Source organism: Prosthecodimorpha hirschii (assembly GCF_001305515.1).
Lineage (GTDB): Bacteria > Pseudomonadota > Alphaproteobacteria > Rhizobiales > Ancalomicrobiaceae > Prosthecodimorpha > Prosthecodimorpha hirschii.
The window spans coordinates 5,155,629-5,182,485 of record NZ_LJYW01000001.1 but is presented as its reverse complement, the minus strand read 5'-3'; the positions used below and the strand labels follow the sequence as shown (position 1 = coordinate 5,182,485).

Annotated in this window: 25 protein-coding genes and 1 tRNA gene; 14 read left to right on the top strand and 12 right to left on the bottom strand. The window is 70.0% G+C overall.

The window, feature by feature from the left end:
• The 3 genes from ABB55_RS22825 to ABB55_RS22815 all read left to right on the top strand — a co-directional run.
• Window positions 1–572: caspase family protein (locus tag ABB55_RS22825; RefSeq protein WP_160321296.1), on the top strand; the 572-nt coding region annotated here is incomplete at its 5' end.
• Between the two features lie 304 nt (window positions 573–876).
• Window positions 877–1,095: a translation initiation factor IF-1 gene (gene infA / locus ABB55_RS22820; RefSeq protein WP_054360874.1), complete on the top strand. Its 219-nt coding sequence runs from the start codon at window positions 877–879 to the stop codon at window positions 1,093–1,095.
• A 320-nt stretch (window positions 1,096–1,415) separates the two neighbouring features.
• Window positions 1,416–2,057: a Maf-like protein gene (locus ABB55_RS22815; protein WP_054360873.1), complete on the top strand. Its 642-nt coding sequence runs from the start codon at window positions 1,416–1,418 to the stop codon at window positions 2,055–2,057.
• A gap of 270 nt (window positions 2,058–2,327) precedes the next feature.
• Here ABB55_RS22815 and ABB55_RS22810 read toward each other — a convergent pair whose 3' ends face one another.
• A complete protein-coding gene (locus tag ABB55_RS22810) occupies window positions 2,328–2,873 on the bottom strand; it encodes a hypothetical protein (protein ID WP_054360872.1) in 546 nt (181 codons plus the stop codon).
• Window positions 2,874–3,111: 238 nt separating this feature from the next.
• On the opposite strand from ABB55_RS22810, the gene yacG reads away from it, so the two are divergent.
• Both yacG and ABB55_RS22800 read left to right on the top strand, forming a co-directional pair.
• Complete coding sequence (gene yacG / locus ABB55_RS22805; RefSeq protein ID WP_054362242.1) at window positions 3,112–3,309, top strand: DNA gyrase inhibitor YacG; 198 nt, start codon at window positions 3,112–3,114, stop codon at window positions 3,307–3,309.
• Window positions 3,310–3,822: 513 nt separating this feature from the next.
• A tRNA-Phe gene (locus tag ABB55_RS22800) sits at window positions 3,823–3,898 on the top strand.
• Between the two features lie 220 nt (window positions 3,899–4,118).
• On the opposite strand, the gene ABB55_RS22795 is transcribed toward ABB55_RS22800, so the two are convergent.
• The 9 genes from ABB55_RS22795 to ABB55_RS22755 all read right to left on the bottom strand — a co-directional run bounded on the left by ABB55_RS22795 (window position 4,119) and on the right by ABB55_RS22755 (window position 14,422).
• The gene (locus ABB55_RS22795; RefSeq protein WP_054362241.1) at window positions 4,119–4,679 is read right to left on the bottom strand and encodes a hypothetical protein; all 561 of its coding nucleotides are present in this window, start codon (window positions 4,677–4,679) and stop codon (window positions 4,119–4,121) included.
• 328 nt (window positions 4,680–5,007) lie between these two features.
• Window positions 5,008–5,865: an alpha/beta fold hydrolase gene (locus ABB55_RS22790; protein ID WP_054360871.1), complete on the bottom strand. Its 858-nt coding sequence runs from the start codon at window positions 5,863–5,865 to the stop codon at window positions 5,008–5,010.
• A gap of 150 nt (window positions 5,866–6,015) precedes the next feature.
• Window positions 6,016–7,032: a TRAP transporter substrate-binding protein gene (locus ABB55_RS22785; RefSeq protein WP_054360870.1), complete on the bottom strand. Its 1,017-nt coding sequence runs from the start codon at window positions 7,030–7,032 to the stop codon at window positions 6,016–6,018.
• Window positions 7,033–7,071: 39 nt separating this feature from the next.
• Entirely contained in the window at window positions 7,072–7,860 is a 789-nt protein-coding gene (locus tag ABB55_RS22780) for an SDR family NAD(P)-dependent oxidoreductase (protein ID WP_054360869.1), read from the bottom strand.
• 29 nt (window positions 7,861–7,889) lie between these two features.
• Window positions 7,890–9,275 (bottom strand): four-carbon acid sugar kinase family protein, encoded by a 1,386-nt coding sequence (locus ABB55_RS22775; RefSeq protein ID WP_054360868.1) that lies wholly within the window; start codon window positions 9,273–9,275, stop codon window positions 7,890–7,892.
• Window positions 9,272–10,534, bottom strand: a complete 1,263-nt coding sequence (locus ABB55_RS22770; protein ID WP_054360867.1) for a ribulose-bisphosphate carboxylase large subunit family protein — start codon at window positions 10,532–10,534, stop codon at window positions 9,272–9,274. Before ABB55_RS22770 ends, ABB55_RS22775 begins: the two co-directional genes overlap by 4 nt.
• 55 nt (window positions 10,535–10,589) lie before the next feature.
• Window positions 10,590–11,384 carry an SDR family NAD(P)-dependent oxidoreductase gene (locus ABB55_RS22765; RefSeq protein WP_054362240.1) on the bottom strand — a complete coding sequence of 265 codons (795 nt, stop codon included), beginning with the start codon at window positions 11,382–11,384 and terminating at the stop codon, window positions 10,590–10,592.
• 70 nt (window positions 11,385–11,454) lie between these two features.
• Window positions 11,455–12,465 (bottom strand): TRAP transporter substrate-binding protein, encoded by a 1,011-nt coding sequence (locus ABB55_RS22760; protein ID WP_054360866.1) that lies wholly within the window; start codon window positions 12,463–12,465, stop codon window positions 11,455–11,457.
• Window positions 12,466–12,538: 73 nt separating this feature from the next.
• Complete coding sequence (locus tag ABB55_RS22755; RefSeq protein WP_054360865.1) at window positions 12,539–14,422, bottom strand: TRAP transporter large permease; 1,884 nt, start codon at window positions 14,420–14,422, stop codon at window positions 12,539–12,541.
• A gap of 324 nt (window positions 14,423–14,746) precedes the next feature.
• On the opposite strand from ABB55_RS22755, the gene ABB55_RS22750 reads away from it, so the two are divergent.
• Window positions 14,747–15,667: a LysR substrate-binding domain-containing protein gene (locus ABB55_RS22750; protein ID WP_054360864.1), complete on the top strand. Its 921-nt coding sequence runs from the start codon at window positions 14,747–14,749 to the stop codon at window positions 15,665–15,667.
• A gap of 190 nt (window positions 15,668–15,857) precedes the next feature.
• Entirely contained in the window at window positions 15,858–16,748 is an 891-nt protein-coding gene (locus ABB55_RS22745; RefSeq protein ID WP_054360863.1) for a beta-keto acid cleavage family enzyme, read from the top strand.
• 31 nt (window positions 16,749–16,779) lie between these two features.
• Here ABB55_RS22745 and ABB55_RS22740 read toward each other — a convergent pair whose 3' ends face one another.
• On the bottom strand, window positions 16,780–17,670 hold the full coding sequence (locus ABB55_RS22740) for a LysR substrate-binding domain-containing protein (RefSeq protein ID WP_054360862.1): 891 nt from the start codon (window positions 17,668–17,670) through the stop codon (window positions 16,780–16,782).
• Window positions 17,671–17,887: 217 nt separating this feature from the next.
• On the opposite strand from ABB55_RS22740, the gene ABB55_RS22735 reads away from it, so the two are divergent.
• The 7 genes from ABB55_RS22735 to ABB55_RS22705 all read left to right on the top strand — a co-directional run bounded on the left by ABB55_RS22735 (window position 17,888) and on the right by ABB55_RS22705 (window position 24,467).
• Window positions 17,888–18,640: an SDR family NAD(P)-dependent oxidoreductase gene (locus tag ABB55_RS22735; RefSeq protein ID WP_054360861.1), complete on the top strand. Its 753-nt coding sequence runs from the start codon at window positions 17,888–17,890 to the stop codon at window positions 18,638–18,640.
• Complete coding sequence (locus ABB55_RS22730) at window positions 18,633–19,481, top strand: transketolase (protein WP_054360860.1); 849 nt, start codon at window positions 18,633–18,635, stop codon at window positions 19,479–19,481. Before ABB55_RS22735 ends, ABB55_RS22730 begins: the two co-directional genes overlap by 8 nt.
• Window positions 19,478–20,494 carry a transketolase family protein gene (locus ABB55_RS22725; RefSeq protein ID WP_054360859.1) on the top strand — a complete coding sequence of 339 codons (1,017 nt, stop codon included), beginning with the start codon at window positions 19,478–19,480 and terminating at the stop codon, window positions 20,492–20,494. Before ABB55_RS22730 ends, ABB55_RS22725 begins: the two co-directional genes overlap by 4 nt.
• Before the next feature lie 188 nt (window positions 20,495–20,682).
• Window positions 20,683–21,651 carry a TRAP transporter substrate-binding protein gene (locus ABB55_RS22720; RefSeq protein WP_244472195.1) on the top strand — a complete coding sequence of 323 codons (969 nt, stop codon included), beginning with the start codon at window positions 20,683–20,685 and terminating at the stop codon, window positions 21,649–21,651.
• Window positions 21,652–21,796: 145 nt separating this feature from the next.
• Window positions 21,797–22,327, top strand: coding sequence for a TRAP transporter small permease (locus tag ABB55_RS22715; RefSeq protein ID WP_054360857.1), 531 nt, complete (start codon window positions 21,797–21,799; stop codon window positions 22,325–22,327).
• Window positions 22,324–23,583, top strand: a complete 1,260-nt coding sequence (locus ABB55_RS22710) for a TRAP transporter large permease (RefSeq protein ID WP_054360856.1) — start codon at window positions 22,324–22,326, stop codon at window positions 23,581–23,583. Before ABB55_RS22715 ends, ABB55_RS22710 begins: the two co-directional genes overlap by 4 nt.
• A 5-nt stretch (window positions 23,584–23,588) precedes the next feature.
• Window positions 23,589–24,467, top strand: a complete 879-nt coding sequence (locus ABB55_RS22705; RefSeq protein WP_054360855.1) for an NAD(P)-dependent oxidoreductase — start codon at window positions 23,589–23,591, stop codon at window positions 24,465–24,467.
• A 108-nt stretch (window positions 24,468–24,575) separates the two neighbouring features.
• On the opposite strand, the gene ABB55_RS22700 is transcribed toward ABB55_RS22705, so the two are convergent.
• The gene (locus ABB55_RS22700) at window positions 24,576–26,558 is read right to left on the bottom strand and encodes an acetoacetate--CoA ligase (protein WP_054360854.1); all 1,983 of its coding nucleotides are present in this window, start codon (window positions 26,556–26,558) and stop codon (window positions 24,576–24,578) included.
• Between the last annotated feature and the right edge of the window lie 299 nt (window positions 26,559–26,857).

Here is a 26,857-nt window from a genome sequence, read left to right as displayed (position 1 = left end):
GCATCGTCGAGGGCCTGGAATGGCTCGAGAAGCAGGTCACCAGCCGCGACATCGGCATGATCTTCCTGGCCGGCCACGGCTATCTCGACAATGCCGGCGCCTTCTGGTTCCTGCCCGTCGACGCCTCGATCTCCAAGCTCCGGAGCCGCGGCATCAACAAGGAGGACATCCGCTCGACGCTGAGCCGGCTCGCCGGCAAGGCCGTGCTGTTCCTCGACGCCTGCCATGCCGCCGGCGTCTCGGCCGACAAGACCCGCGGCTCCGTCGACATCAACGGCGTCGTCAACGAACTGGCGGCGAGCGAGAACGGCGTCGTCGTGTTCGGCTCCTCGACCGGCAAGGAACTGTCGATCGAGAACGCCGCCTGGGGCAACGGCGCCTTCACCAAGGCGGTCATCGAGGGCATCGCCGAGGGCAAGGCCGACCTCCTGAAGAACGGCGTCATCACCCTCTCCGAACTCGATGTCTACGTCGCCGAGCGCGTCAAGGTCCTCACCGACGGCCGCCAGCATCCCGTCATGTCCAAGCCCGGCACCATCCCGGACTTCTCCATCGCCATCCAGAAGCGCTGAACCCGAACCGACCACCAGCGCCGCGGCCCCTGAGGCACGCGGCGCCGTCTCCGTCCCGTCGGCCCACCATGCGGCGGCGCCCCATCCGGCGCCCGGCCGCGTGGCCCCGAAAGCCCCTTTTGCCGGCGCGCGATTGCGCTACACTCCCCTCGCCCCGCCTCGCCCGGCGCGAGGCGATCCGGTGCCGGAAGCCGCCCGCGCAGCCCTGCGCGCGGTCCGGATTCGCACAGCTACGTTCCCGGTTTCCTTTTGCGCGCCGATCCGGTAGTTTCCGCGCATTCATTTCCCCTGACCCGGAAGACTCATGACCAAGGAAGAAATCCTGGAATTTCCCGCGCTCGTCACCGAGCTCCTGCCGAACGCGACCTTCCGCGTGAAGCTGGAGAACGATCACGAGATCATCGCGCACACCGCCGGCCGCATGCGCAAGAACCGCATCCGCGTTCTGGCGGGCGACAAGGTGCTGGTCGAGATGACGCCCTACGACCTCACCAAGGGCCGCATCACCTACCGCTTCAAGTGACTGGCCGCTTCAAGTGACCGGCCGCTTCAAGTGACCGGCCGGGAGCCGAACGCGGCTTCGCGCCGGCCGCCTCCGGCGCTCCCTCGACCGCCCTCGGGATGCGCAGCCTTCCGGCGCCGGCCCGCCACCGGGTGCAGCCCAAAGGGGTTAAGCCCTCCGGGGTTCAGCCCAAAGGGGTTCAGCCCTCGATCGGGTCTCCCCCGCGACCGGGTCCAGCCCGCCTCCCGGTTCCGTCTCGCCTCCCGCTGCCGTCTCGCCGTCGGTCGCCAGCCCGTCTTCGGGCACCCTCCCGCCCTCGGGCGCCTGTCCGGACCCTCGCCATGCCCGACGCCGTTCGCCCGAAGCTCGTTCTCGCCTCCGCCTCGCCGCGCCGCCTCGGGCTTCTGCAGCAGGTCGGCATCGAGCCGGATGTCCTGAAGCCGACCGACCTCGACGAGACGCCGAAGAAGTCCGAACTGCCGCGCTCGCTCGCGACCCGGCTCGCCGCCGAGAAGGTCGCCGCCGGCATCGCCTGGACGAAGCAGGATGCCGATCTCGCCGGCAGTCTTGTGCTGGCCGCCGACACGGTGGTGGCGGTCGGCCGGCGCATCCTGCCCAAGGCCGAGACGATCGACGAGGCCGTCGCCTGCCTGCGCCTGCTGTCCGGCCGTTCGCACCGGGTTTGGACCGGCGTCGCGCTGGGCTCCGACAAGCTGTCCGTGCGCTCGCGCCTGGTCGAGGCGCGCGTCCGCTTCAAGCGGCTGTCGGCGGACGAGATCGACGCCTATGTGGCCTGCGGCGAATGGCGCGGCAAGGCCGGCGCCTATGCGGTGCAAGGCATCGCCGGCAGCTTCGTGGTCAAGATCGTCGGTTCCTACACGACCATCGTCGGCCTGCCGCTCTCCGAGACCGTCGGCCTGCTGGAAGCCGCCGGCTACCCGGTCCGCGCCGGATGGTCGTCCCCGATCGTCGCCTCCGCCTGAGCATCGGCGCGAGGACCGGATCGCGCCCGTCCGGGGCGGTCCACCGCCGTGCCCCGCCCGGCTGCCGGCCACGATCGCCGTCAAACATTTGCCGGCACTCGATTGCCTGCACATGGTTGCTGACGCCTTGCGCGGCCGTCACGCCGCGGTCGGATCGCCCGATCGAGACGAGCCCGTTACGACGGGCCTGGCCCCGGCCGCGACCGCCCGGCCCCGAGCCACCCGGGCGCCGCCGGCCCGACGCGCGGCGCGCTTCTGTCCCCGCACCGGTCACTTCAGCGCGCAGGCCGTGACGCGCACGATCCTGACCGTCTGGCCGAGCTGCGGCGTCACGTCGCCGAGTTCGGCGATGACGAAGCCGCCGGTCTCGCCGGGCGGAACGAAGCTCCGCGTGCTGCTGACCACCTCGTTCAGCGTCGGCACCTGGTGGCGCACCTCCATGCGGCGCAGGATGCGCCCCGCCAGCACGTTGCGCACCTCCCAGACGAAGCTCGACAGCATCACCAGGGGCGGGCCGCTCGCCGCGCGGAGTTCGCCGAGTTCGGCCTCCGTCAACGCCGTCTCCGGGCAGTTGGCATAGGCGGCGGCATCCTGCCCGCCGGTCGTGAAGCGGGTCCTGATCTCGCCCTCGCACTGGTCGCGGCAGGCATTGAGCGACCGGCGCACCGAATCGTCGTCGAGGCGCCCGGCCGCCAGCCGCTCGTTGGAACATTGCAGCACGCAGCCGCCCGCCCCCGGCACGGCGCGCCGGAACTGCTGCGCTTCGGCAGCCTCCGGTCCCAATCCCGCCGCCGCGGCCGCAAGCAGCGCCGCCATCGCAACGCCCGCCCGTCCCAGTCTCGCCGCCCGTTCCGCAAACCTGCCCATCGCCTTCATGCCTCCCCGTTGTTCGTTGTCTTCGCCGGCCGTGGCCAGCCCGCCCGTCCGCCGCCGCGCCCCGCCCCTTCGCTTAACGAGGCGGTTCGCATCCGCGCCTTGAACGTACCGCCGGGCCGTGATTTTCAGTGATCCGACCGATCCGCCGCGCCGCACGGCGCCACGCACCGAGACCGACATGAGCACCGCCGCACCGCCCCGCCACACCGCCCGTCCCTGTCCGATCTGCTCGCGCATGTCGCTGGCGGCCCATCATCCCTTCTGTTCCGATCGCTGCCGCAAGGTCGACCTGAATCGCTGGCTCTCCGGCGTCTACGCGATTCCGGCCGCCGATCCCGCCGACGACGAATTCGACGACCCGCCCGCCACCCGCTGACCGCGGCCCGCGCGCAGGCCGGCGAACGTATCCGCGCCGCTCCGGCACGATCCATGCGGCCCCGGCACCGATCCGCCCGAACTGCCCCTTCCGGCACCGGTCCATCCCAACTCCCCCGTCCCGGTACCCGGCGCCACCGCGCCGGGCGATTCGCCCCGCGGACGGCGAGCGCCCGGCCCGGCAGCCTCTGCCGACGCGGACAACCGCCAGCCGCGGACATGAACCCGCTGCGGACATATGCCCGCCGCGGCGTCCCCGCCGCGCCGGCCCGGCCATCCCCCGCCACCGCCACCCGGTATCGCCCCCGCCGAAAGCCCCGGCGCGCGGCCGATTCCAGACCCGGAGCCCGCGCCGATCCTGCCGCCGTCCTGCCCTATACGGCACCGCCGGCCGTTGGATTTCGAAAGCCGGATCAAGTCCCAACTATCTGCACCAAGGCTCTGGACAAGCCCCCCGCCCACCCACTATAACCCCGCCACTTCCGGTCCGGACCGCCACGGTCCTGGCCACGGAGCCCAGGTAGCTCAGCTGGTAGAGCAGCGGATTGAAAATCCGCGTGTCGGCGGTTCGACTCCGTCCCTGGGCACCACTCTCCCTTTCGAACATCCCCCAAAACACAGACAAGCGCGCCGTCCTCGCGCAGCTTGGCCCCTGCGCCGTCCCATCGATCGGGGGGCGAAGTTGGCTTTGCGGTCTGGGAGGAGCGGTCTATGGGCGCGTTCGGATCGCGTCCGCGCACGGCCGTGCGGGAGACAGGTAATCGGCCGTGTGTCGGGGAACCGCTGATCGGGCCGCGAACGCCCGGGCGGCTAGCCGACGACCGGGAGCTGGGACAGGTCGACCGTGCCGTGCTGGCTGCTGAAGGTCAGGGTTCGACCGGAACTCTGCTGTTGCGCGACGCCGCCGATCACATGCGCGCCGGTGTCGTAGATGACGCGCTTGCCGCCGTCTTCGACAACGAGGCGCCGTACGCCCGGGAAGAAGGCATAGCGCATGTCGTTCTGGCTGCCGGCCGCGGCCGGCGGACCGAATTCGGCGGGCCAACCGCCCTGCCGGGACCAACCGCCCTGCCGGGGCCAATCGCCCTGCCGGGGGGGATCGCCCTCGGGGCCGCCGGCCGGCTCGTCGAAGGGCAGATCATTCTTGCGCAGGGCTTCGGCGAGATCGCCGAGGACACCGTCCAGTTTGGCCTTCATCGCCGTGTTGAACATGTCGCCGACCATGCTCATGCCGCCGGCCGACCACTGCGCCATGCCGCCGAAGTCGGGATGGGAGAACTGCGCCATCGTGCCGCCGCCCTGTCGAAGGGCGCCCAGGGCGCTCTCCACGGCCGCCACGCTGACGCCATGCGCCGCGGCGATCTTCGCCACCCGCTCGGACGCGGGTGCGGCCTGGCCGGATCGGGCCGCCTCGCCCGAGCGGGCGCCCTGCCCCGCCTCCGCCCGATTGTCGGGGTCGATCCGGTTTCCGTATCCGTCCTTCATGGCGCATCCCTCGCTTCGGACCAGCCGCGCCGCGTCATGCGCGGGCTCTGTCGGGGACAACGCGTGGGACCGGCAGAGGCTCCCGGCCGGCGCGAATAAAGATGGGCCGCGCAAGCCGGGAGGAAACCGGTTCGGAAAGGCGTTTGCGCCGGTGCCAGGCCGTTCGCGGGTCCTTGGCGACGCGGATGCCCCATCCGGGGCCTGGGCCCGGCGGTCAGCGGCGGTCGTTCTCGGTGAAGAACTGCATCAGCGCCTCGGCCAGGAATTCGGGCTGCTCCTCCGGGATCCAGTGGCCGCATTCGGGGACGCTGCCGCCGCGGACATCCTCGGCGACGCGGCGCAACGATTCGATGCACTCCATGCCGCGGCCGAAGGCCTTCTCGCCGCCGAGCGCCAGGACCGGCATGGTCAGCTTGCCGAGGCGGTCGAGATTGGCGCGGTTGTCGGCCGCATCCGTCGGCAGGGCGCGATAGAATTCCAGCATCGCCCGGAAGGTGCCGAACTTGCGGTAGGAGCGGAAATATTCCTCCTGGTCGGCCGGTGGGATGGCGTTCGGCCGGTGGCCGTAATTGTCGAACAGCCAGCCGAGCACCAGCTCCTCGCGGCCGATGCACAGGGCCTCCGGCAGGTCGAGCGTGCGGAAGAAGGCGTGGTGCCAGCGCCGGCCGCCCTGCGAGAAGTCGGCGCCGTCGCCGGGAATGACCACGTCCAGGATCGCCAGGCTCTTGACCGCCTCGCGGTGATGGGCGGCGAGCGAGAAGGCGACCGGGCCGCCCCAGTCGTGGCCGGCGAGATGGAAGCGGTCGATGCCGAGACGGCGGGTCAGCGCCCAGAGATCGGCCGCGATGGTCTTCTTGTCGTAGCCGGTGGCCGGACGCGAGCTGTCGCCGAGGCCGCGCAGGTCGGGCGCGATCACTGTGTAGCGCTCGGCCAGCCGCGGCATGATGTGGCGCCACTCGTAGGAGGTCTGCGGAATGCCGTGGACGAGCAGCACGGGGTCGCCCTGCCCGGCCGTCAGATAGTGGAGCGAGACGCCGTCGAGATCGACGAAATGGCTGGTCGCGGAGGTCATGGCAGGATCCTGGAACGGGGCCGGCGGAGGCGCGGCCCGACTGTCGGACGGGAGAGGATGAGCGGCCGAAGGCAGAGCGGCGCCGCGCACCGGCGACGGCGGCGGCAACCGGGCCGCCGCCGGGACCGGCTCACGGCGGGCGGGATCGGATCAGGCGAGCTTGCCGGTCGATTCCTCGAGGATGTTCCAGGCTTCCTCGCCGAACTTGCCGCGCCACTCGGTGTAGAAGCCGGCCTTGCGCAGCTGCTCGCGGAAGGGGGTCGGGTCGACCTCGTTGAAGATCAGCCCCTTGGCGGCGAGATCGGCCTTGAGCGCGGTGTTCTGGCGGGCGACCTCCTCGCGCTCGGCCACGCACTGCGCGTTGACGATGCGCGCGACCGTCTCCTTGATGTCGGCCGGCAGCGGCTCCCAGGCGCGCCGGTTCATCAGGAACCACCAGCCGTCCCACATGTGGTTGGTGAGCGAGCAGTATTTCTGCACCTCGAACAGCTTGGCGGCCGAGATGATGGCCGGCGGATTCTCCTGGCCGTCGACGATCCGGGTCTGCAGCGCCGAATAGACCTCGGCGAAGTTGATCGCGGTCGGCGCGGCGCCGAGCGACTTGAAGAGCGAGGTCCACAGCGCGCTGACCGGCACGCGGATCTTGAAGCCCTGCAGGTCGCCGGGGTCCTTGATCGGCTTGGTCGAGGTGGTGATCTGGCGGAAGCCGTTGTCCCAGATGCGGTCCATGACCATCAGGCCGGCCTTGTTGATCTGGCCGCGCAGATGGATGCCGAGCTTGCCGTCGAGCGCGCTCCACAGCGCCTGATAGTCCTTGAAGGCGAAGCCGAGGCCGTAGATCGAGGCCGACGGGATCAACGTCGAGAGAACGTTGACGCCGGACAGCATGAAGCTCTCCAGCGCGCCGGAACGCAGCTGCGAGAACATGTCGGAATCGCCGCCGAGCTGGTTGTTCGGGAACAGCTGCAGATCGAAGCGGCCGTTGGTCTGTTCGGCGATCTGGGTCGAGGCCTTGCGCAGATAGATGTTGAGCGGATGGGTCTCGGGTACGTTGGTGCCGAGCTTGAAGGTGAATTCGGCGGCCTTGGCATAGCGCAGCGGCAGGGCGCAGCCGAGAACCGTGGCGGCGCCGAGGGTGGCGAAGCCGCGCCGGGTGATGCGGGTCATGGGCGTTTCTCCGGATTGTTCAGGTTTTGCGTCGGCGGATCAGACGGCGGGCGCGGGCTTGCGGTCGCCGAACATCAGGCCGGCGGCGCGGAAGCCGCCGTCGACGTTGAGCGTGTGGCCGTGGACGTAGCGGGCCTCGTCGGAGCACAGGAACACCGCCGCGTCGGCGATCTCCTCGGGCGTGCCGTAGCGGACCATCGGGATCAGGTAGTTGTAGGCGGCGCGCGTCGCGGCATCGTGGGCGAACTTGGCCATCTCGGTCTCGATCGCGCCGGGCGCGATATTGTTGACGTTGATGCCGTGCTCGGCGAGTTCGACCGCCATCACCTTGGTCAGCAGTTCCAGACCGGCCTTGGCCGACCCGTAGGCGGCGCGGCCGTTGCCGCCGCGCTGGCCGGACAGCGAGGCGATGTTGACGATCTTGCCGCCCCGCCCGCCGGCCACCATGGCGCGGGCGCAGGCCTGGGCGACCAGGAAGGCGCCGGTCAGGTTGATGCCGACGATCCGGTTCCAGTCGGCGAGGCTGGTCTCCAGGAAGGGCGTGTTGCCGCCGACGCCGGCATTGTTGACCAGGATGTCGACGCCGCCGAAGGTCGCCACCGTCGCGTCGACCATCGCCTGCACCGAGGCCTGGTCGGCGACGTTGACGGCGAGCGGCAGCACCTTGCCCTCCGCGGCGCCAAGCCCGGCGGCGGCCTCGCGCGCGCCGTCGATGTTGATGTCGGCGATCACCACCGCGGCGCCCTCGCGCAGGAAGGCCCGCGCGACCGCCAGGCCGATGCCGCGGGCCGAGCCCGTCACGATCGCTGCCTTGCCGTTCAATCTCATGGTTGTCCTCTTGGGTTTCGGCCGTCGGTTCAGGGCATCAGGCCGGTCTTGGCGGCGACGAAGAAATCGGGGCCGCCGACCTGACCGCCCTTCAGGGCGAGTTCGAGCCCGTCGAATTCCGGGCGCTCGGACAGCGCCCGGCACAGCGGGGCGCCGGGCGCGAGCGGCGCGATGGCCGTCAGGGCATCGATGCCGAGCACCGAGACGGCGCGGCCCGAGGTGTCGCCGCCGGAGACGACGGCGCGCGACAGGCGCGCGGTCAGCACGGTGCGCTCGAGGATCCGGCCGAGGGCCGTGCCGATGCGTTCGTTGACGGTCTCGATCGGGACGCCCGCCGCCGCGGCCGCCGTCCGCAGGGCCGCGACCGCGGGATCGTCCGCACCCGCCGCACTGAAGGCGATGGCGTCGCGGCCCTCGCCGAGGTGATGCAGCATCGCGGCGGCGACCCGTTCGACTTCGGACGCCAGCGCCGCGGCATCGACCAGCCGCGCGGCATCGAGCCGGATCGCCGCAAAGCCATGGCCCTGCGCATGGGCGATCTGGTCGGCCGTCACCGGGCAGACCGAGCCCGACACGCAGGCCAGCCGATCGACCGCACCGAACCGGCGTCGCGGCGGTTCGGCCGGCAACAGCCCCGCCTCCCGCCACCAGGCGACGAGGGCCGCCTCGAAGCCCTGCGAGCCGAGCGCGAAGGCCGGCCGGGCGCCCTGCTCCCAGACCAGCCGGCCGGCCGCGACCAGGGTTTCCCGGTCGATCACGTCGAGCGACACGATGGCGGCCCCCGCGGCCAGTTCCTGCGCGAGCCGCGCCTCCGCCGCGCCGCGCTTCATGGCGGCGAGATCGACGAGCCCGATCCGGCGACCGGTCTGACGGGCGAGATGGCGGCCGAGATCGGCCTCGTCCATCGGCGTGACCGGGTGAAGCGACATGGTCGGGTGCCGGTCGAGGCGGTGGACCTCGGCGCCGAGCCGCGCGAACAGATGGCCGAAGGCCTGGAAGCGCTGCATGCCCGGATCGGCGACGATCAGCGGCGTCCAGCCGGGAAAGCGCCGGGCGGCGATATCGGCAGCGCGGCCGATGGAGCCGATTTCGGGCGAGGAATCGAAGGTCGAGCAGACCTTGTAGTGGACGATCGGCGTGCCCAGTTCGGCGAGCGCGTCGAACACGGCCGGCAGATGCGCCTCCATCCAGGCCGGCGACTGCGACCGCGCCGTGCCCGCGACGCCGATGACGCGGTAGTGACGGAAGGCGGCGAGCCGGGCCGGGCTCGGGGGCTTCAGGAACAGCACGGTCGGCAGCCCCGCGAAGGCGGTCACCTCCATCACGGCGGACGAGCCGGTGAAGTCGTCGCCGTAGAAGGCGATCAGCGGCCCGTCCGGCAGCGGCCGCGGGGCGAGGATGCCGGCATCGGTCATGCCGCCGCTCCGAGCGCCAGGGCGAGGTTCGGATGCGCGCGGGCATGGTCGGCGAGCGGCACGCCGGCGAGCGTCGCCTCCCAGGCCTCGTGCAGGGCCGTGACGCCGGCCGCCGGTCCGTGCGGATGGGCCATGATGCCGCCGCCGGCCGCGAAGATCAGGTCAGTCGACTTCAGCCCGGCCCAGGTGCCCGGCACCTGCGCGGCCGACTGTCCGGAGGAGAAGACCGGCATCACCGTGCAGGGCTTGTCCGGGAAGAGCGGCGTCAGGCAGGCCCGCGCCGAGGCCAGCACGCTGTCGTCGGTCTCGGCGAACTTGTTGCGCAGGCCGTTGACATGCATGTGGTCGACGCCGGCGAGCCGCCAGATCTTCTGCCAGGCGACATAGGACCAGCCGAGTGCCGGGTGGCGCGACAGGGCTCCCCAGCCGTTGCGGTGGGCGTGGATCGGCAGCTCGGCGAAGCGGGCCAGCTCCAGCATGCCGACCAGGCCGACCGAATTGAGGCTGGCCATCAGGCAGGTGGCGCCATGGGCGAGCAGGATGTCGTGCCGGCGGCGCATCTGGTCGAGATCGCCGGTCAGGTTGAAGGCGAACATCACCTTCCGGCCCGACCGGTCGGCATGGGCTTCGACGACGCGCATCACCGCCTTGACGCGGTCCTCGAACGGGCATCCCGGCCCGTCCGACTGCAATTCGTCGTCCTTGATGAAGTCGATCCCGGCGCGGCAGAGCTGATCGACCAGCGCCGCGGTCTCCGCCGCATCGAAGCCGACGCTCGGCTTGATGATCGTGCCGATCAGCGGGCGGCGCTCGACGCCGGTCAGCCGCCGGGTGCCCTCGATGCCGAATTTCGGCCCCGCATGGGCTTCCGCGAAGGCCGACGGCAGGCGGATGTCGAGGAGCTTCAGGCCGGTGATCGGCTTCAGCTCGAAGAGATTGCCGGCCACGGTGGCGATGAGGTTCGGCAGCGACGGGCCGATCGTGTCGAGCGGCCAGGACAGGGTGACCAGGGCGCGGGTCAGGAACCGGCCGGGCGCCACCTCGAGACCGGCGGACGGCAGCGACGGCGCCGGGACGCGGTCGTCCAGGATTTCGAGGCGCGTCACGCGGGCGGCGGAGCGCGCCTTCAGTTCCTCGGTTTCGCCCGGCACGGCCACGAAGGTGCCGCTCGACTGTTCGCCGGCCATGAACTCCGCGGCCTTGCGCGGGTCGATGGCGGTCTCCATCCAGTAGTCGGCCTCGAAGCGGCTCTCGGACATGGAACGACGGACTCCGGTGGACCGGCCGCGCCGGTCCGGTTGAGACGGGAAGGGATCAGGCCGCGCGCGCGGTCAGGCCGCCGTCGACCGCCAGGCTGATGCCGGTGATGTAGGCGGCCTCGTCGGAATTCAGGAACAGGGCCGCGTTGGCGATGTCCCAGGCGGTGCCCATGCGGCCCATCGGGCAGGCCGCGTCGCGGGCGCGGACCATCTCGGCCGGATCGGCATACTGGCCGGAAATCTGCTGGAAGATCAGCGGGGTGTTCATCAGCCCCGGCATGATCGCGTTCACCCGGATGCCGTCCCGGGCATATTGCAGCGCAAGGCCCTGGGTGAAGTTGTTCACGGCCGCCTTGGCGGCGTAGTAGGCGACATAGGGGTAGCCGACCCAACGGATCGCCGCGACCGAGGAGACGTTGGTGATCGAGCCCGCGCCCTGCTTCAGCATGTGCGGCAGCACATGCTTGCAGGTGATGAAGCAACTGGTCACGTTGAGATCGATGGCGCGATGCCAGTCGGCCTCGGTCAGCTCGATCGGGCCGCCCATCTGGGCGTAGCCGACATTGTTGTGCAGGACGTCGATCCGGCCGCGCGCCTCCGCGACGCCGTCGACCAGCGCCCGCACGCGCTCGCTGTCGAGCACGTCGCAGGCCGCCGCCTCGGCCGACCCACCCTCCGCCGTGATGATCGCCACCGTCTCGGCGGCTGCCGCCTCGACGGCGTCGACGCAGACGACATGGGCGCCGGCGCGCGCGAAGGTCACCGCGGTGGCCTTGCCGTTGCCCCAGCCCGGCCCGACGGAGCCGGCGCCGAAGATGATTGCGGTTCTTGCCTCAAGGCGACGTGACATCGCATTCCGCTCCCGATCGAAAGGGCGGACCGCCGGGGCGGCGGACCGCGGGGTCATGGCCGGCTTCGGATCAGCCGAGCTTGCCGGTGGTCTTCTCCAGGAGCGCCCAGGCCTCTTCGCCGTAGCGCTTCTGCCAGTCGGTGTAGAAGCCGGCCGAGACCAGGCGCTGGCGGAAGGCCTCGTTGTCGACCTTGTGGAATTCCAGGCCGCGCTTCTGCAGTTCGGACTGCAGGTTGGCGTTCATGAACTCGACCTCGGCCCGCTGCTTGAGCGCCTCGGCATTGATGTTGCGCTCGATGATCTCGCGCATGTCGGCCGGGATGCCGTCCCAGATGCGCTGGCTGGAGAGCACCCAGAAGCCGTCCCACATGTGGTTGGTGAGCGAGCAGTACTTCTGCACCTCGTACATCTTGTCGACGAGCAGGCCGATCAGCGGCTGTTCCAGGCCGTCGGCGATGCGGGTCTGCATGGCCGAATAGGTCTCGGCCCACGGGATCGACACCGGCGCGGCGCCGAAGGCCTTGAACATCGAGGTCCAGAGCGGGCTCGGCGGGACGCGGATCTTGAAGTTCTTGAAGTCGTCCGGCACCAGGATCGGCTTGGTCGAGGCGGTCGTCTGCCGGAAGCCATGGTTGAAGGAATTCTCCAGGCAGACGAGGCCGGACTTCTCGAAGGCCTTGCGGACATGCTTGCCGAGCGCGCCGTCGGTCGCTTCCCAGACCTTGGCATAGCTCGGGAAGGCGAAGCCGACGCCGGTGATCGAGGCGACCGGCACCAGGGTCGACATCAGCACGCCGGTCTGGGCGAAGAGTTCGAGCGCGCCGGAGCGGAGCTGGCTCAGCATGTCGGCGTCCGAGCCGAGCTGGTTCTTCGGGAACAGATCGATGGTGACGCGGCCGTCGGTCTCCTTGACGATCTGGTCGCGCGCCCGGCCCATGGCGATGTTGAGCGGATGGTCGCCGGAGACGATGTTGCCGAATTTCAACCGGATCTCGGGTCCGGCCGCCCGGACGACCCAGGGCATCGCGATGCCGGCGGCGGCGCCGGCCAGCAGAAGCGAACGGCGGGTGAGCTTGGTCATGTGCGTTTCCTAATCCTGTTTTGATCCGGACTGCGCGCCGGGTTGTGCGGTCGCCGGGGGACGGCGGCGGTTTTCAGAGGAAGCCGATGGAAATCCAGGGGATCGCGATCACCAGCGCGAGGCCGACGATCAGGGCGACGATGTAGCCGCCGATCGGCTTGATGCCCGCGTCCGGATGGATCCGGCTGATCGCGCAGGCGGCGTAGTAGCCGACGCCGAAGGGCGGGGCGAACAGACCGATGCCCATGGCCAGGATCACCACCATGGCGTAGTGGACCTCATGCACGCCGACCTGGCGGGCGATCGGGAACATCAGCGGCCCGAACAGGACGATGGCCGTGATGCCTTCCAGGACCGAGCCGAGGATGATGAAGGCGACCGCCGAGACGATCAGGAAGATCGGCGCCCCGCCCGGCAGGCCCTTCAGGGCGGCGGCGAGCGTCGCGGAGAAGCCGGACTGGGTCAGCGCCCAGGCCATGCCGGTCGCCGCGCCGATGATCAGGAGGATCGCGCCGGACAGGCCCGCCGTCGCCACCAGCATCGGATAGAGCCGCTTGAGCGGGAACTGCCGGTAGATCAGCACGCCGGCCAGCACCGCATAGACGATGCCGATGGTCGAGACTTCCGTCGCGGTGGCGACGCCCTCGACCACCGCGGCGCGGATGACGAAGGGCAGCAGCAGCGCCGGAAAGGCGATCACCAGGGCCTTCACGATGGTCTTCGAGGACGGCCGGGCCACGCCGCTCAGGTCCTCGTCGCGGTAGCGCCACCAGACCAGCGAGCACAGCGTCAGGCCGAGCACCAGGCCGGGCAGCAGGCCGCCGGTGAACAGGGCCGAGATCGACACGCCGGTGACCGACCCGATGGTGATCAGCACGATCGACGGCGGGATGGTCTCGGTCTGCGCGCCGGTCGCCGACAGGAGCGCGACCAGATCGCCCTCCTTGGCGCCGCGCGCCTTCATCTCCGGGAACAGAACCGGGGCGACGGCGGCCATGTCGGCGGCCTTCGAGCCGGAGATGCCGGAGACCAGATACATCGCGCCGACCAGCACATAGGACAGGCCGCCGCGGACATGGCCGAGCAGGCTGGCCAGGAAGCCGACCATGGCGCGCGCCATGCCGGTCATCTCGATCAAGAGGCCCAGGAAGACGAAGAGCGGTACGGCCAGCAGGATCAGATGGCTCATGCCCTCGTCCATGCGGCCGATCACGACCATCACCGGCAGCTTGGTGGCGAGCGCGATATAGCCGAAGGTCGCCAGCCCGAAGGCGAAGGCGATCGGCACGCCGGAGAAGACCAGGGCGCCGACCAGACCGACGAAGAACAGGAGCAGGTTGTAGTGGCCGAGCTTCGGCAGCATGCCGCCGGCGGCCCAGAAGCCGAGGCCGACCGCCGCGACGATCACGACCGCGAGCACGACCGCGATCCGGTGCGGCGACTGCAGGGCGCGGATCAGGCCGGAGAACAGCATCAGGCCGATCCCGATCGGCAATGCGGCGGCGCGCCAGGCATTGGAGATCTCCAGGGCCGGCGTGGTGATCGCGATCTCGTCCTCGGCGAAACTCAGGGCCGGGCCGATCGTCAGCATCAGGAAGGCGAGGCTGGCGGCGAGCGCGAGCATCTCGAAGAAGGGCTGCAGCCGCGCGCCCGACTTCGCCACCAGCGCGGTCATGCGCATGTGCTCGGCCTTGCGGAAGGCGACCACCGAGCCGAGCATGGCAAGCCAGAGGAACAGGATCGAGGCCAGTTCGTCCGACCAGACGATCGGGCTGTGGAAGACGTAGCGGCTGAGCACGCCGGCGAAGAGCACGACGATCTCGGCGGCGACCAGCAAGGCGGCGGCGGCCTCGACCAGATTGCCGACGAGGCGGTCCGCCACCGTCAGCAGCGAGGACGGGGACCCTGCGGGCGATACGGCGTAGCCGGTGGCATGTTCGTGGGGGACGGCCGACATCCTGGGCAACTCTCTCGATCGGAACGGCAAGCCGCTCCCGTTCCGGCGCCGCGGGATGCGGAGACGGTCGGACGGCACGGCGTTCGGGAAGGGCGTGGTGCGGCCGGCCGCGGCCGGCCGCACATTCAGGCTCGTCTTATCGAGGTGACAAGGACCCGGCATCGCGGGACGGTCCGGCTCCTCGGGCGGCAAGCGCCATGGTTCTCTCCCTGATATCTTGTTTGTTGTTCGCCACCCTAAGGGGCGCCGGGCCGGTGCGGGACTGGAAATATGCGCAAGGGCCTGTTAGGAAATCTGACAGACCCAGGCTTGCGGCAGGTTCCCATGTCCAGCGCACGGCTTCCGCTCAATGCGTTTCGGGCCTTCGAGGCGACCGCGCGGCTCGGCAGCATGAGCGCGGCGGCGAGCGAACTCGGCGTCACCCACGGCGCCATCAGCCGGCACATCAAGCTGCTCGAGGATCAGTTCGGGCTCGCGCTGCTGCGCCGGCTGCCGCACGCGGTCGAGGCGACGGCCGAGGGCGCCCGCCTGGCCACGACGCTGGCCGAGGCCTTCAACCTGATCCATCTCGGCGTCTCGCGGCTGAAGCCGAGCCCGCTGACCCTGTCGTGCTCGGCGACGATCATGATGTATTGGCTGATCCCCCGCCTCGGCGACTTCAAGCAGAAGCATCCCGATGTCGAGCTGCGCCTCAACGTCAACTATGGCGGGGTCGATCTCGGCCGCGACGAGATCAGCGTGGCGATCCGCAACAGCATGTACCAGCCGGCCGACGACATGGTGGTCCGGCCGATGGTCAACGAGGAGATCGGTCCGGTGTGCCATCCCGACTATGCGGCCCGCATCGGCATCGCCGGACCGGAGGACTTCCTGCGCGCCCATATCCTCGAGACCGCGACCCGGCCGGACGCCTGGGCGCAATGGGCGCAGGCGATCGGCCGGCCGGACCTGGAGATCCGGCCGCACGACCGCTACGAGCATTTCTATCTGGTCATCCAGGCCGCCGCCTGCGCGCTCGGCGTCGCCATGGTGCCGCGCCTCCTGGTGCAGGGCGAGATCGCGTCGGGCCATCTGGTCGCGCCCTGCGATTTCGTCGCCGGACCGCATCAGTTGAGCCTGTGGATCGCCCCGCATCTGCGCCACAGGGGCGATCTGCGCAAGCTGGTCGACTGGCTGCTCGCCGAGATGCGCAAATCGGTCGGCAAGACCGCCGAGCCGGCCGCAGTATCCGCGCAGTCCCCTTAAGGAACTCCACCCCAGATCGCAGCAGCGGCCGGACCTGGAGAAATTCTCACACCGATCGCAACTTATTTCACTGTCGCGCAGCGCCGATCGGTGGCATCCCGGACCGGACGGACACGACGTCCGTCCGGTCCGGCGGCGATCCCGCCGGCCCGCGAAGAGCGCCCTCGACGGCGCCATAGGGGGAAACGACATGTCGGATCGACCGGTCTGGGTGGAAGTCGCATTGAACGGGCCCTGGGGCCGCAGCCTGCAGCCGGGCGCGCCGATCACGGTCGCCGAGATCGTCGCGGAGGGCGTCGCAGCCGCCGAGGCGGGCGCGGCGATCGTCCATTTCCACGCCTATGACGAGGCGAGCGGGAAGCAGAAGGACGACTGGGAGCTCTATGCCCGGATCATCGAGGGGCTGCGCGCCAAGGTCGACGTGATCGCTTATCCGACCATCCCGCTGGCCGGGTCGGGGCTCGGCGTCTTCGAGCCGACCGGCGCCCGCGAGCGCTTCCGCCATATCGAGGAACTGGCCCGGCGCGGCCTGATCGAGTGGGCGGTGTGCGATCCGGGCTCGGTCAACTTCTCCCGCTTCGACCGCATCGCCGCCGACGAGACGGGCTTCGTCTACCTGAACCCGGAAGACCATGTCCGCGAGGGCCTGCGGATCGCCGCCGCTCACGGCATCCGGCCGAGCTATGCCATCTACGAGCCCGGCTTCACGCGCCTCGGCGCGGCGCTGGCCGCAGCGATCCCGGGCGTGCCGGCGCCGGTCTACCGGCTGATGTTCTCCGACCAGTTCGCCTGGGGCTTCCCGCCCCGGCGCTACGCGCTCGACGCCCATCTGGCCCTGCTGCAAGAGTGCGCCCCCGGCGCGGCCTGGATGGTGGCCGGCCTCGGCGTCGACATCGCGCCGCTGATCGAGCCGGCCGTGGCGGCGGGCGGGCATGTCCGGGTCGGCCTGGAGGATGCGCCGCTCGGCACGGAGGCGACCAATCTCGAACTGGTCACGGCAGCGGTCGCCCGCATCCGTGCCCTGGGTCGCGCGCCGGCAAGCACGGCGGAGGTCCGCGCCGCCGCCCGAGGGACCGCCTGACGTCGAACGGCGCATGCCGCAGCGGACGGCGTCAGTCGCCGGGCCGGCCGGACACCTCGCTGTGCAGCCACTCGATGAAGCTGCGCACCACGCGGCGGTGCCGGGTCTCGCGCGGAAAGACCAGATGGTGGCCGACATAGGTGAGGTCGGCGCTGCGCCCGGCAAGCGGGGCGACCAGCCGGCCGGCGGCGAGGTCGCGCTCGGCCAGCAGGGTCGACTCCAGCGCCACGCCGAGCCCGTCGGCCGCCGCGGCAAGCGCCAGCGAACTGCGATCGAAGCGGATCGAGTGCTGGGCCGCGATCCGGAGCCCGTTCGCCTCGAACCAGTGCGGCCAGCGCACCTGCTTGTTGTCGCTGAGGATCAGGTTGACGGCGGCGAGATCGGCCGGCGTCGCGATCCGGGCCGCCAAAGCCGGCGCGCAGAGCGGCGTCACGGTCTCCTCGGCGACCGGAATCGCCTCGACGCCGGCGGCACGGACCGGGCCGTAGACGATGTCGGCATCGAAATCGTCGGTGTCGAAGCGGCAATAGTCCGTGCTCGCCGACAGGCGCACCTCGATGCCCGGATGCCCGGCGAGGAAGCGCGGCAGGCGCGGCGACAGCCAGGTCGACGCGAAGGACGGCGCCGAATGCAGCCGCAGCACCTGCCGGCCCTGCTGGGCCGCCACCACTTCCAGGCCGCGGCGCAATTCGTCGAAGGCGGCCGCGACATGGCGCATGAAGACCTCGCCGCTGACCGTCAGCCGCACGGGGCGCGCCTCGCGCTCGAACAGGGCGACGCCCATCGCCCGTTCGAGGTTGGTGATGGCATGGCTGACCGCACTCGCCGACAGGTTCAGTTCCGCCGCCGCGGCCTTGAAAGAGCCGCGCCGCGCGACGGTCTCGAAGACCCGGAGACCCGGCAGGGAGACGTTCGACAACATGAACTGCAGTCAATCAAATTCATGCCGCACTGGCCAGAGGGCGCCGCGGAATACCGCAATGTGACGTCGGAAGCCGTTGTGCAGTGCGATATTTCGCTCTTTCGGCGACCGGGGTGAATTGGATTCAACAGGGGCTGAATTATCGCCATTTGCCAGAGGGGGATGAATTCCGTTCAATCCCGGCCGACCAAGAAACCAAGATCAGGGCAGGACCGCCATGCTTCTCGAAGGCCGTACAGCCGTCATCTCCGGCGCCGCCAGCCGCCGCGGCATCGGATTGGCGACGGCGAAACTGTTCGCCGCCCACGGCGCCCGCGTCGCCATTCTCGACATCGACGCCGCCGCCGCCGCGACCGCCGCCGCCGAACTCGGGACCGGCCATGTCGGCATCGGCTGCGACGTGGCCGACAAGGCGTCCTGCGACGCCGCCGCGGCCGCCGTTCTGGCCGCCTTCGGCCATGTCGACATCCTGATCAACAATGCCGGCGTGACCCAGCCGGTGAAGATCATGGAGATCGACGAGGCGAGCTGGGACCGCATCCTCGACATCAACACCAAGGGCGTCCTGTTCCTGTCGCAGGCGTTCATTCCGCACATGCGCGAGCGCAAGCAGGGTTCGATCGCCTGCATGTCGTCGGTTTCCGCGCAGCGCGGCGGCGGCATCTTCGGCGGCCCGCACTATTCCGCCGCCAAGGCCGGCGTGCTCGGCCTCGCCAAGGCGATGGCGCGCGAGCTCGGCCCGGACGGCATCCGCGTCAACTGCGTCACCCCCGGCCTGATCCAGACCGACATCACCGGCGGCAAGCTGACCGACGAGATGCGGGTCGAGATCGCCAAGGGCATCCCGCTCGCCCGCCTCGGCGACGCCTCCGACGTGGCCGGCTGCTACCTGTTCCTCGCCTCCGATCTCTCCTCCTACGTCACCGGCGCCGTGATCGACGTGAACGGGGGCATGCTGATCCATGGCTGAGGCCGCGCCCCTCCTGCCCAACACCTCGCTCGCCGACCGCGCCTATCGCATCCGCCGCAACGCGGTGCTGATGGGCGAGGTCCAGGGCCAGGGCTACATCGCCCAGGCGCTCGACATCGCCGACGTGCTGGCGGTCGCCTATTTCCACGCCATGCGCTGGCGCGCCGAGGATCCCGACTGGGAGGGCCGCGACCGCTTCCTGCTCTCCAACGGCCACTATGCCATCGCGCTCTATGCCGCGCTGATCGAGGCCGGCATCGTCCCCGAGGGCGAGCTGGAGAGCTACGGCTCCGACGACAGCCGCCTGCCGATGTCCGGCATGGCCTCCTACACGCCCGGCATGGAGATGTCCGGCGGCTCGCTCGGCCTCGGCCTGTCGATCGCGGTCGGCCGCGCCCTCGGGCTGAAGCGCAAGGGCTCGGACAGCCGCGTCTACACGCTGTTCTCCGACGGCGAACTCGGCGAGGGCTCGGTCTGGGAGGCGATCATGGCCGCGGCCCAATTCGGGCTCGACAACATGATCGCCGTCGTCGACGTGAACAACATGCAGGCCGACGGTCCGTCGACCCAGGTGACCGCCTTCGAGCCGCTGGTCGACAAGCTGGAGGCCTTCGGCTGGTGGGTCCGGCGCATCGACGGCAACGACCTCGATGCGGTCCGCGACGCCTTCGACGCGGCGCTGGCCGCCCCGGAGGGCAAGCCGCGCATGATCGTCGCCGATACCCTGATGGGCAAGGGCGTGCCGTTCCTGGAGCAGCGCGAGAAGAACCACTTCATCCGCGTCGAGGCGCACGAATGGCGCCTGGCGCTCGACGCGCTCGATGCCGGGAGGCCCGCATGATCGCCAGACCCGCTCCCGCCGCCTCCGGCAAGCCGCGCCTGACCACCTCCGCCATGATCGCCTCGATCGCCGGCGAGGGCCAGCGCACCAAGCCCGCCCCGTTCGGCCACGCCCTGGTCGAGGCCGCCCGCGCGCGGCCCGGCATCGTCGGCATGACGGCCGATCTCGGCAAGTATACCGACCTGCACATCTTCGCGAAGGAATTCCCGGACCGCTTCTACCAGATGGGCATGGCCGAGCAGAATCTGTTCGGCGCCGCCTCGGGGCTGGCCGCGGAAGGCTTCACGGCCTTCGCCACCACCTATGCGGTCTTCGCCACGCGCCGGGCCTACGACTTCATCCACCAGACGATCGCGGAGGAAAACCGCGACGTGAAGATCGTCGTCGCCCTGCCGGGCCTGACCTCGGGCTACGGCCCGAGCCACCAGGCGGCCGAGGATCTGGCGCTGATGCGGGCGATGCCGAACATGACGGTGATCGACCCCTGCGACGCGCACGAGATCGAGCAGATCGTGCCGGCGATCGCCGACCACAAGGGGCCGGTCTATATGCGGCTGCTGCGCGGGCAGGTGCCGCTGGTGCTCGACGAGTACGGCTACAGCTTCGAACTCGGCAAGGCCAAGCTGCTGCGCGACGGCGCCGACGCCCTGTTCATCACCTCCGGGCTGATGACCATGCGGGCCCACGAGGTCGCCGAAAGGCTCAAGGCCGACCGCATCGACGCCGCGATCCTGCATGTGCCGACCATCAAGCCGCTCGACGAGGCGGCCATCGTGGCGGCCGCGGCGAAGACCGGTCGGCCGGTCTTCGTGATGGAGAACCACACCGTGATCGGCGGGCTCGGCGAGGCGGTCGCCTCGACGCTGTTGCGCAACCGGGTCCAGCCGGCCGGCTGGCACCATATCGGCCTGCCGGACGCCTTCCTGGATGCCGGCGCGCTGCCGACCCTGCATGACCGCTACGGCATCTCGGTCGAGGCCGTCACGGCGCGCGTCAAGGCCGCGCTCGGCTGACCGGCCGGCGCAGGGTTCCGCGCGGTCCGGGATCGGGCGGCGCGGAACCATGCACAACAATCCCACGACACCGCCGCCGGAGACGAGCCGGCGCAATCGGCCGCAAGAGCCGAGCCCTTCCGTTCAAAAACCATCTGGAGGAAACCATGACCAAGATCATCGACAGCCGCCTGTCCCGGCGCCGCTTCATGCTCGCCGCCGGCGTCGCCGCCCCGGCGATCCTCGTCCTGCCGCGCGGCGCCGCGGCCGCCACGACGCTCTCGCTCGGCCACAATGCCGCGCCGACCAATCCGCGCCAGATCGCGTCGCTGAAATTCGCCGAGCTCGTCAAGGACAAGACCGGCGGCCGCATCGAAGTGCGCGTCGCCCCGTCCGAGCAGCTCGGCAACGAAGCCTCGCTCCTGACCAGCCTGCGCACCGGCGCGGTCGACATGACCGTCAACAGCCAGGGCTCGACCTCGGCCCTGGTGCCGGAAATCGCCGCGCTGGGCCTGCCGTTCCTGTTCTCCAGCTCGGCCGACGCCTTCAAGCTGCTCGACGGCCCGTTCGGCGACGTGCTCGCCCAGCGCTTCGCCAAGGTCGGCATGGTGCCGCTCGGCTACTGGGACAACGGCATTCGCAACATCTCCAACTCCAAGCGCCCAATCGGCGTGCCGGAGGACCTGAAGGGCCTCAAGATCCGCACGCCGCCGGATCCGATGACCATCGACATCTTCCAGGCGCTCGGCGCCGCCACCCAGCAGATCAGCTTCGGCGAACTCTATGTCGCGCTGCAGCAGGGCGTGGTCGACGGGCAGGAAAACCCGCTCACCAACATCGCCTCCTCGAAGCTCTACGAGGTCAATCCCTTCATCTCGATCACCGGCCACAAGTGGGAGTCCTCCCCCTTCCTGATGTCGGCGATCACCTGGAACCGGCTCGCCCCGGCCGATCGCGACGTGATCAAGGCCGCCGCGACCGAGGCCGGCGCGCTGCAGCGCCAGATGCTCGCCGACGGCGAGGCCAAGCTCTTCACCGAGTTCAAGGCCAATCCGGCGATCAAGATGAACGACGCCGACAAGGCCGCCTTCCGCAAGGCCTCGGCCTCGGTGGTCGACATCTGGAAGAAGAAGCCCTTCGGCGATTTCGTCGATCAGCTGGTCAAGGCGGTCGGCTGAGCCGCGACGGCGCCCGGCGTCCGGTCCGAGACCGGCCCCGGCGCCCCTCCCCGAACGGCCGGACCGCCGCTCCGACGCCCTTCCGGCCGCCTCCCGGCCGGGACGGCGGGCGGCGGTCTCCTCATTCCCCGTCGAGGGTTTCCCCATGATTGCTTTGGCCAAGGCCACCGACTGGGTGGATGCGTGGCTCGGGCGGCTGTGCCGCGGCATCGTCGTTCTGACCATGCTCGCCCTGCTGGCCGTGATCGGCGCCAACGTCGTCGCCCGCTATCTGTTCGAGAGCGGCGGCATCAACGAGGTCGGCGAGATTCCCGAGCTGCTGTTTCCCTGGCTGATCGCCGCCGGCATCGTGCTCGGCGTCCAGCGCAGCGCCCATATCGCGGTCGACTTCTATTCCGGCAAGCTCGGCCCGCGCGGCAAGGTCGCCGCCATCGTGTTCGTCAACATGGTGGTCTTCGCCACCTATGCGCTGCTGATCGGACCGGTCGTCGAGATCGCCGGGATCACCGCCGACGAACATACGCCGCTCCTCCGCCTGCCGCGCTCGATCGGCTTCTACTCGCTGCTGTTCGGCATGGCCGGCACCATGTGGGCCTCTCTGGCGATCGCGGTCCGCGTCGTCGCCCACGGCGCCGAGGCCGCCCCCGAATTCGATCCCGAGGAGAGCGTGACATGATCGTCGTCCTGATCGTCGTCTTCTTCGGGCTGATGTTCCTGGCCATCCCGGTCGGCCATGTCCTGGTCGCCGCTTCGGTGGCTGCGATCCTGTCCAGCGAAGCGCTGCCGCTGATGATCGTCATCCAGCAGATGTTCCAGCAGACGCAGTCCTTCCCGATGCTGGCCCTGCCCTTCTTCATCCTGGCCGGCAGCCTGATGATGAGCGGCGCGCTCGGCCGCAGCATGATCGAATTCGCCACCATCCTGGTGCAGCGCTATCGCGGCGGCCTCGCCTCGACCAGCGTGGTCGGCTCGGCGGTGTTCGGCGGCGTCTCGGGCTCGGCGGTGGCGGATGCCACCGCGATCGGCGGCATGCTGATCCCGTGGCAGAAGCAGTCCGGCTATCCGGCCGCCTATTGCGCGGCCAACAACGCCGCCGCCTCGACCATCGCGATCCTGATCCCGCCCTCGATCCCGATGATCCTCTATTCGCTGGTCTCCGACGTCTCGGTCAGCGCCCTGTTCTTCGCCGGCGTCGTGCCGGGCCTGATGCTCACCGCCGCCTTCGTGGCCGTGAACAACGTCTCGGCGCGGCTGCGCGGCTTCCCGCTCTCCAAGGTGCCGTTCGAGTGGGATCGCTTCCGCACGCTCCTGCTGAAGGCCTTGCCGGCGCTCGCCATGCCGGTCTTCATCCTGGTCTTCCTGCGCTTCGGCATCGCGACGCCGACCGAGGTCTCGGTGCTGGCGGTGTTCTATTCGCTCGGCGCGGGGCTCTTGATCTATCGCGACCTGACCTGGGCGCGCGTCTACGGCGCGATCGTCTCGGCCGGCGTCGCCACCGGCGTCGTGATGCTGGTGATCATGTCGTCGGCGGTGATCGGCTGGATCATGACCTACGTTCAGGCGCCGCAGGTCTTCGCCACCTGGGCGCTGGAGACGCTGAAGAGCCCGTGGCTGATCATCGTGGCCATGAACCTGATCATGCTGGTCGCCGGCATGTTCATCGACCTGCCGGCCGCCATCCTGCTGCTCGGGCCGATCTTCGTGCCGCTCGCCAAGGTGATCGGCCTCGACCTGACCCAGCTCGGCATGATCATGGTCCTGAACCTGGCGATCGGGCTCTACACCCCGCCGGTCGGCACCACGCTGTTCATCTCGGCCTCGATCGCCCGAACCGGCATCATCCGGACCGCGAAGGAACTGGCGCCCTTCTATCTGGCCGCGCTGATCATCCTTGCCCTCTATTCCTACATCCCAGCCCTGACCTTGAAGTGAGCGACATGACCGGACAGCGCATTGGTTTCGTCGGCCTCGGCTCCATGGGCGGCCCGATGGCCGTCAATCTGGCCCGGGCCGGCTTCGCGGTCGTCGGCTACGACCGGCGCGCCGAGGCGGCCGCCCCCCTGCTGGCGGAAGGCGGGCGGGCGGCGTCCAGTGCGGCGGAGGCCGCGGCCGGCGCCGAAGCCCTGGTGCTGATGGTCGTCAATGCGGCGCAGGCCGAGACCGTCCTGTTCGCCGACGGCGCGCTCGAGGCCCTGCCGGCGGGCGCCAGCGTGATCCTGATGGCGCCCTGCCCGCCCGGCGCGGCGGCGGCTCTCGCCGCGCGCGTCGAGGCGACCGGCCGCCGCTTCGTCGATGCCCCGGTCTCCGGCGGCGTCGCCGGCGCCAAGGCCGGCACGCTGACCATCATGGCGGCCGCCCCGGTCGACCTGTTCGAGCGGAACCGCGCGCTTCTCCTCGCCATGGGCAGCCGCCTGCGCCATGTCGGCGAGACGGCCGGCCAGGGCGCGACCGTGAAGGCGATCAACCAGCTCCTCTGCGGCGTGCACCTGGCCGCCGCCGGCGAGGCGCTGGCGCTCGCCAAATCGGTCGGCGTCGACCCGGCCGTGGTGCTCGACATCATGTCCGGCTCGGCGGCGATGAGCTGGATGCTGACCGACCGCGGCCCACGCATGATCCGCGACAATCCGGAAGTGACCAGCGCGGTCGACATCTTCGTCAAGGATCTCGGCATCGTGCTCGCCGCCGGCCAGGATGCCGGCGCCGCCACCCCGCTGGCCGCCACCGCCCACCGGCTGTTCGTCGCCTCCTCCGAGGCCGGTCACGGCCTGGAGGACGACAGCCAGGTGGTGCATGTCTTCCCGACGCTGAAGGCCTGACGGCCCGAGCCGTCCGGGAACAGGCCTCACGGCGAAGCCGTCCGGATCGAAAAAGGGGCCGGGCGCCGTCGGGACCGCCCTGCGGCCGACGGCGCCCGGCTTTTCACGTCAGCGCGCCAGATCCTCGATCCCGGCGAAGAGCGCGAGCGCGTCCGGGTTGGCCAGGGCCTCGACATTCTTGACCGGGCGGCCGTGGACGACCTCGCGCACGGCGAGTTCGACGATCTTGCCGGACTTGGTGCGCGGGATGTCGGCCACCGCCACGATCCGGGCCGGGACATGGCGCGGCGAGGCGCCGGTGCGGATCTTCGCCTTGATGCGGCCGATCAGCGCCTCGTCCAGCGCGACGCCGGGCTTCAGCCGGACGAACAGCACGATGCGCACGTCGCCGTCCCAGTCCTGCCCGATCGCCAGGGCTTCGATGACCTCCGGGATCTGCTCGACCTGGGCGTAGATCTCCGCCGTGCCGATGCGCACGCCGCCCGGATTGAGCGTCGCGTCCGACCGGCCATGGATGATCATGCCGCCGTGTTCGGTCCATTCGGCGAAGTCGCCATGGCACCAGACATTCGGGAAGCGCTCGAAATAGGCCGCGCGATACTTGGCGCCGGTCGGATCGTTCCAGAACATCACCGGCATGCACGGGAAGGCCTTGGCGCAGACCAGTTCGCCCTTCTCCCCGCGGACCGGCCGGCCGGCATCGTCATAGACATCGACGGCGAGGCCGAGACCCGGCCCCTGGATCTCGCCCTTCCAGACCGGCTTGTCCGGAATGCCGAGCACGAAGCAGGAGACGATGTCGGTGCCGCCGGAGATCGAGGCGAGATGCACGGTCGGCTTGATCGCCTCGTAGACGTAGCCGAAGCTCTCCGGCGCCAGCGGCGAGCCGGTCGAGCAGATCATCTTCAGGGCCGAGAGGTCGTGGGTGTCGCGCGGCCGCAGGCCTTCCTTGGCGATCGAGTCGATATATTTCGCCGAGGTGCCGAACAGCGTCACCCGCTCGGCCGCCGCCATGTCCCAGAGCACGGCCGGGCTCGGCGCGAAGGGCGAGCCGTCGAACAGGATCAGCGTCGCCTCCGCGGCCAGCGCCGAGACGAGCCAGTTCCACATCATCCAGCCGAGGGTGGTGAAATAGAAGACCCGGTCGCCGGGCTTCACCCCGGCATGGAGCTTGTGCTCCTTCAGATGCTGCAGCAGCGTGCCGCCGACGCCGTGGACGATGCATTTCGGCACGCCCGTGGTGCCCGACGAGAACAGGATATAGAGCGGCTGGTTGAAGGCGACGCGCACGAAGCGCGGCGGCTTGGCGTCGAAGCCGGCCGTGAAGGCCGCGAAGCCGACGCCGTTCGGCAGCCGGGCCGCGAGCGCATCGGCGACCCCGAGTTGGTCGACGATCACCACCTTTCGGGCCGTCGGCAACTGGCCGGCGACGGCAGCGACCTTGTCGCCGACATCGATGGTCTTGCCGCCGTACCAATAGCCGTCGCAGGTGATGAACACCTTCGGCTCGATCTGGCCGAAGCGGTCGAGCACGCCGCGCTCGCCGAAATCCGGCGAGCAGGACGACCAGACCGCGCCGAGCGACGCAACCGCCAGCATACAGGCGACCGCCTCCGGGCCGTTCGGCAGCATGGCGCAGACCCGGTCGCCGACCGCCACCCCTTCGGTCTCCAGCGCCTGCTGCAGGCGCGAGACCAGATCGTTCAGTTCGCGCCAGCTCATCCGGCCTTCGCGCTTGTCCTCGGCGCGATAGACGATCGCGGTGGTGTCGTCGGACTTGCGCAGCAGGTTCTCGGCGAAGTTCAGGCGCGCGTCGGGAAAGAACTGCGCGCCCGGCATCCTGTCGCCGTCGAGGAGACGGCGTTCGCCCTTCTCGCCGATCACGCCGCCGAAGTCCCAGACCAAGTCCCAGAAGGCCTCGCGATCGGCGATCGACCAGGCGTGCAGGGCGTCGAAATCCGCGAAGCTCGTGCCGGCGCGCCGTCCCGCCTCGGCCGCGAAGGCCGCGAAGGCGCTGGCGGCCACCTCGGCCGGATCGGGCTTCCACAGGGGGCGCGGCTCGTGCGTTGCGGCGGACTCCAAGGCGGTCATTCGTCATCTCCCCTTCGGCAGCGCGTCCCATCCTGCCGCACCGCACTCCTGGCATAAAGGCAGCCGGCCGCGCGGTCAAAATATGCTTGCGGCGGCCCGTCGGAGTCCCGGGCGATCCGACCGCGAAATCATCATCTTAGCCGCCCGGCCTGGGGGACCGGGCGGAGCCTCCGCCCCGTTCTGGGCACCGGCCGGGCCGGCAAGCCGGCGGCATTTGCCTTGAGGGCTTGCTTCGGGCAGACTCCATCCGCTATCGACAGCGCGTGTCGGCGTCTCGGGTGGTCCCGGTCTCTCGCCTC